The following is a 6080-nucleotide window of genomic DNA, read 5'->3' as shown; positions in this document are numbered from 1 at the left end:
CACTCGACCTAATCGCTACCTGGGCCTCACTCCCTCGCCTCTCCGGACGCACGTCCGATGTAGCAGGCGGCGTGCCGCGCCTGCGGATTCGTGCGCGCCTGCCACGGCGACCTGCATCTCGACAATATCGTGCGGCTTGGCCGTTACGCGCTGCTGTTCGATTGCATCGAATTCAGCGACGCGCTGCGCTGGATCGACATCGCCAGCGATCTGGCCTTTCTCGTCATGGACCTGCGCGCGCATGGCCGCGACGATCTCGCGAATCGCCTGCTCGCGCGCTATCTCGATGCGACCGGCGACTTCGGCGGTCTTGCCGCGCTAAGGCTCTACGTCGTCTATCGCGCGCTGGTGCGGGCACTCGTCGCGCATCTGAAGACGCCGGCGGCCGAAGATGCGGCACAAGTCACGTCAGCTAAACCCGGTCAACGTTATCTCCAGCTCGCGGCGCGCGAAGCGAGCGATCGACGTCCGTCGTGGCTGCTGCTTTGCCACGGATTTTCGGGTTCGGGGAAATCGGTCGCGAGCCGGGCGTTCGCGGCGCTGAGCGGCGCGATCTGCATTTCAAGCGATATCGAGCGCAAACGCGCCCATGTGCTGGATGCTCCCGCGCTGGACGCGCTGCCGCCGCAAGCCTATACGCGCGAAGCGATCGATGCGCACTACGCGCGGCTGATCGCGCTGGCCGCGGAGGTGCTCGACGCGGGCTATACGGTGCTGATCGACGCGACCTTCCTGCAATCGGCCAACCGCACGCGCTTCGCGGAGCTGGCGCGGCGCAAGAACGTGCCGATGCTGATTCTCGACTTTCACGCCGACGCGGCGCGGCTGAAGGAGCGTGTGAAAGCGCGCGCCGCCGGGCCGCGCGATCCGTCCGATGCGGGCGAGGCGGTGCTCACCGCGCAAATGGCCAGCGCCGACGCGCTCGACGAAGAGGAACGGCGCATGACGGTGCAACTCGATACGGACGTGCCCATCGAAGCGTTCAGCGACACGGCGTGGTGGGAGCCGCTGTGGGCGCGCATGAACGCGGCAGCGGACTCATAATCGGCTCCCAGGCGTTCGGCGCACTCGCCCGCATGGTGCTGGTGACGGTGAAAAAGAAAGGCGCGGAGCGCCGCATTCTGGCGCGCGCCGAGTCCAACATCGCGCCCGACGACGGCGGCTTCGCCTATGCACTGGAGCGCGTGGAGGTCGCGGAGGACATCCTCACTATGGGGTTTGAAAGGTATTCGCATGGCATCGGGCTTACTCCACGCGCGGCCAGTCGAATCCAGCGCGACCCGCGTGACTCACTGTCCCTGCGAACGCCCTACGCATTGTTCGCGGCAAGTGCGAACACCAATGCGCCCCCCGCGAACGCGTTCCCCGCGTGTGACGCTTTGCCGGTCGGCTTTCGCCCGTTGGGGATGGCTGGCGGCTCGCCGCACGGTTGAATGACTACCAAAGCAATCGGACCGCGAACGCTTTGCCATTTTGTGCGGTCACGCGCGAGGCGCGTCGCAAGGAAAATCTGCCGTCGTTCGCTAGCGCATCGAGTGTCAAGAACAGCATCACTGGCCTTGGCCCGGACTTGATTGCTTATCAAGAATTCAGGCGCGCGAGAAAGCGCGTAGCCGCTGCTGCAACGATGACGCGTTAGGCGACCCACAATTCAGATTGATCTGATTGGCTCTCCCTATCTCCGGGCAGAAAGTGAGCGTTCGCGCGTGCGAAGGCCGTCGCGCGCCCATGCACTCCGCAGCAATAACGATCACAAGAAAGGAGCCGGTTTCATGCATCGCCCGCAGTCCGACCTGCCGCTGTCTGTTTCGCCCTGCTGTTTGATTCGTCGTATCCGTCGTTTTCCCTGCCTTGTCCGCCAGCCGGGAGGTTGCCGCGCATGCTGAGCAACGAGGAGGTTTACGGAGCGTGGTGGCCCCGTGACCAGATACGCACCATCAGGGTGTCGGGTCCGGCCTTGCCCGAACAGGATAACGGCGAACCGGCCCTGCTGTTGAGTGCCTTCGCGGGCGAGGAACGGCTCTCGACGGTCTGCCAGTACGAACTGATGCTGACTACCGCGCTGGGCATGACGGAACAGCAGGCCGCCAGCATCGACATTTCCGCGCTGGTCGGCACCGAGCTGACCGTCACGATTGCGCTGGAAGGCCTGGGCGAATTTGCGGGCGCGAGAAATATCGGTGCGGGCTCGCGTGAGATTTCGGGCATCGTGATGGAAGCGAAGTTCGTCGGGATGCTCAACCGCCAGTGCCGTTACGCGGTCGTTATCCAGCCGTGGCTTGCGTTGCTGGGTCTCGCGTCGGACTACAGGACATTCCAGCGAAAGTCGGTCATCGAGATCGTTGAGGAAGTGCTCGGCTCGCTCATGTACGCGTATGCGTTCCGCACGGGCGGCCAGTACGAAATACTCGACTACGTTGTCCAGTATGGCGAAACACATCTTGCCTTCGTCCAGCGGATGCTGGCCGAACACGGCATCGCCTGGTACGTCGAGCACAGCGATACGTTTCACCGCATCATCTTCGTGGATCACCTGGGCGGTTACAGCCCGGTGCAGAGCGCCGCCTACCAGACACTCGAATACCACGAACCCGACCAGAAGATCGACCGCGAATACATCGACCGTTTCGGGCCTGTGCAGCGCGTGACGAGCGGCATCTATAGTACCGACGACTATCACTTCAAGAAGCCCCACGCGAACCTGGCATCCCGCGATGAGTTGCAGCAGGACATCGCGCATGGCGATCTGGAGAAGCGCGAATGGCCTGGCAACTACACGGAGCACGCCGAAGGCCGGGACGTTGCCCGCCTGCGCATGGAAGAACTGGGCGCGAGCGGCGAGCGCGCGTTGGGCCACGGCAACCTGCGCAATGTGGTGTGCGGCACGAGTTTTACGCTCGCGAACCATCCGAGGTCTGAGGCCAACCGCGAATACATTGTGCTTTGGGCCAGGCTCACGATGGAGGACACCAGCGAGGCGACGGGCAGCGGCGCGGTGTATCGCGTCGAAGTGGATTTCGAGGTCCAGCCCGCGACCGTGCAGTTCCGACCGGATCGGAGCAAATGGCCGAAGCCGCGTGTTTGCGGCCCGCAGACGGCAATGGTGACCGGTGCCGCTGGAAGCGAAATCTGGACGGACAATTACGGTCGCGTAAAACTGCATTTCCGCTGGGACCACGCGGGGCCGATGGACCATAACTCGTCGTGCTGGATTCGCGTGTCGTATCCGTGGGCGGGGTCGAACTTTGGCGGCATCCACGTTCCGCGCGTCGGTACGGAAGTGATCGTGGACTTCGAGAACGGCGACCCGGAACGCCCGGTCGTGGTGGGACGGCTCTACAACGCCGCGACCATGCCGCCATGGCAGTTGCCTGGCAATGCTACACAGAGCGGAATTCTGACGCGTTCGTCCAAGGGGGGCGGATACGGCAACGCCAATGCGATCCGGTTCGAGGACAAGAAAGGCGCGGAGCAGGTCTGGATTCAGGCCGAACGCAATCTCGATACAGTGGTCGAGCACGACGAGACACACACGGTCGGGCACGACCGCACGAAAACCATCGGCCATGACGAAACCGATCACATCGGGCGGCACTGGACGCTGACGACGGGCGGCTACAAGTGGGAAACCATTGATCTTGCGGCGGTGCAGAACGTTGGGCTGGGTCAGTTGCACAACGTCGGCGCGGCGTATGTAGAGAACGTGGGCGGCTTGTACATGCGCAACGTCGGCCTGCAGATGGCGAGCACGGTCGGCATGGATCGCCATGACCGGGTGGTGCAGAACTGGTCGTCGGACGTGGGCCACACGTACACGGTGACGGTTCGCGGCAAGGCGGTGGGCGACGCGGTGCAGAAGGACATGGCGAACCCGTTCGAGGCCACGCCCGCGTTCGTGCCGCAACTGCCCGCGCCGGTCGAGAGCGCGCAGAACAACCAGCTTCAGATTACCGACAGCGGCTACGCGTTGCTGTCGGGCGCGACGCAGTCGCAACTGATCGGCCCCGGTGGCACGATTACGATCGATGAGGCTGGGATCACGCTCGAAGGCACGAGCATCCGGCTGAAGGCGCCCGTCATCAGCATGAGCGGTGGCGGCGCGGGTGGGCTTGCGCCGGTCACCGAAGCGACCTGTGCAGAGTGCGCGAAGCGCCACGCCACGCCCCATCCGGTCGATGTGGCGACGGGCCAGAAGGTGCTCGCGCATCAGGACTTCAGCCTGCCGGGCCGCCTGCCGGTCCGCTGGGCGCGCAGCTACCGCAGCGAGGACCAGCGCGCGGGATTCCTTGGTGTGGCCTGGCGCGTGCCGTACTCGACGGAAATCCGTAGCGACAGCACGCAATTGACCTATTTCGACGCCGATGGTCGCCGACTGAATTTCCCCCTGCTAGAACCCGGCGAGGAACATTTCCACGTCATCGAGAAATACACGCTCGCGCGCGGCGAGGACAGCCCTGCAGGCGCAACTTACGTCGTGCGCTTTGGTAACGGCACAGAGGAACATTACGCGATCCACCCGAGCTATGACGCCCGCTGGCAACTCCAGCGCGTCACCGACCGCGACGGTAACACCCTGCATCTAGGCTATACGCCTCAGGGCTGGCTGCACGAGGTGCGCAACAACCTGCATACAGTGCGCTGCGCACTGGATGACATCGGCCGCATGACGGCGGTGTATCTGGTGGGACACGGTGATCCGCTGCTGGCGAGCTATGGCTACGACGCGCACGGCGACCTCATCGAGGCGACTGACCGCGTAGGGCGAGTCTGGCGCTACGAGTACCATAACCACCTGCTGACCGGCTACCTCACCCCGGGCAGCGCAATCCACCATTCTGAATGGGACGGCGACACGCCCCAGGCGCGCGTGACGCGTACCTACGCCTTTGCCGACGACGAGGCCGCCCGCCAGGGGCAACCGGCCATCACGCGCGACACGCGTTTCGCGTACCAACCCGCCAGCAAGACCACGCGCGTGACGGACGGGCTGGGCCGCACCACGGAATACCACTATAACGGCCTGTGGGCGGTGGATCGCATCCTGTACCCGGACGGCACGACGCGCCTCACGCACTTCGATGAAACGGGCAGCGTCAGCGGCCATACCGACGAACTGGGCCGTGTGACCCAGATGGTCAACGACGTGCACGGCAACCCCACGACCGTGATCGATGCGGCGGGCAACATCACGCGCCTCAGCTACAACGCGCAGAACCTGCCGGTGCAGATCACAGACCCGGCAGGCCAGGTCTGGCAGCGCGCCTATGACGAAGCGGGCCACCTCGTCACCGAGACGGACCCGCTGGGCCACACGACGGCCTACGCCTACGACAAGGGCCTACCGGTTACGCGCACCGACGCGCTGGGCAACGTCACGGCGATGCAGTACAACGACGCGGGACAGGTCACGGCTCGGACGGACTGTTCGGGCTATACGACACGTTATCGTTACGACAGCCTAGGCAACCTGTTGCAGACGACAGATGCGCTGGGCAACGAGACGAGATACCGCTCGGGCAGTTTCAGCACAGGAGGTGGTGCCGGTCAGGTGACAGGCTATAAGCCCGCAGGGCTTGGATGGTGGACTACCCGTTATGACGAAGCCGGTCGCCCGGTCGCTCACGCTGATCCGCTTGAGCACATCACGCGCATACAGTGGGACGCCTACGACCAGCGCATCACCGTGACCGATCCGGCTGGCGGCGCGCATGGCTATCGTTATGACGCGATCGGGCGGCTGACGACGCTCACCAATGCCAACGGCGAGGTGACCCGCTTCGAGTACGACAGCCGCGACCGGCTGACCGCACAGACCGGCTTTGATGGCCGTCGGCAGACGTACCGCTACAGCGCGGCGGGCGAGGTCATCGCGCGTACCGATCACGGCACCGACGGGCAGATCACGACGGACATTGCCTATGACGTGCTGGGCCGCCCGGTCGAGCGGCATTCGAGCGACGGCACGCACGCGAGCTACCGCTACGACGCGCGCGGTCTGCTCACGCAGGCGCAGGCCACTACGCCGGGTGGGCGAGGTGAAACGGCGAGCCAGGTCACGTTCGAATACGACGCAGCGGGGC

2 protein-coding genes and 1 pseudogene are annotated in these 6080 nt (G+C 64.5%); all 3 read left to right on the top strand.

Translation table 11 applies throughout. The annotated features are described in order from the left end of the window. Positions 1-75: 75 nt before the first annotated feature. Positions 76-975, top strand: a pseudogene (locus tag G3N97_RS35570) (AAA family ATPase); the annotation flags it as partial. Positions 976-1010: 35 nt separating this feature from the next. Beyond that, positions 1011-1433, top strand: a complete 423-nt coding sequence (locus tag G3N97_RS35565; RefSeq protein ID WP_205997508.1) for a hypothetical protein — start codon at positions 1011-1013, stop codon at positions 1431-1433. 446 nt (positions 1434-1879) lie between these two features. Then, positions 1880-6080 (top strand): type VI secretion system tip protein TssI/VgrG (tssI, locus tag G3N97_RS35560; protein WP_205997507.1); only part of this gene is annotated, 4201 nt, incomplete at its 3' end.

Origin of the sequence: Paraburkholderia sp. Ac-20347, assembly GCF_017104805.1 — a bacterium.
GTDB classification, from domain to species: domain Bacteria; phylum Pseudomonadota; class Gammaproteobacteria; order Burkholderiales; family Burkholderiaceae; genus Paraburkholderia; species Paraburkholderia tropica.
The sequence above is the reverse complement of the archived record's forward strand: the minus strand, read 5'-3'. Positions and strand labels throughout refer to the sequence as shown.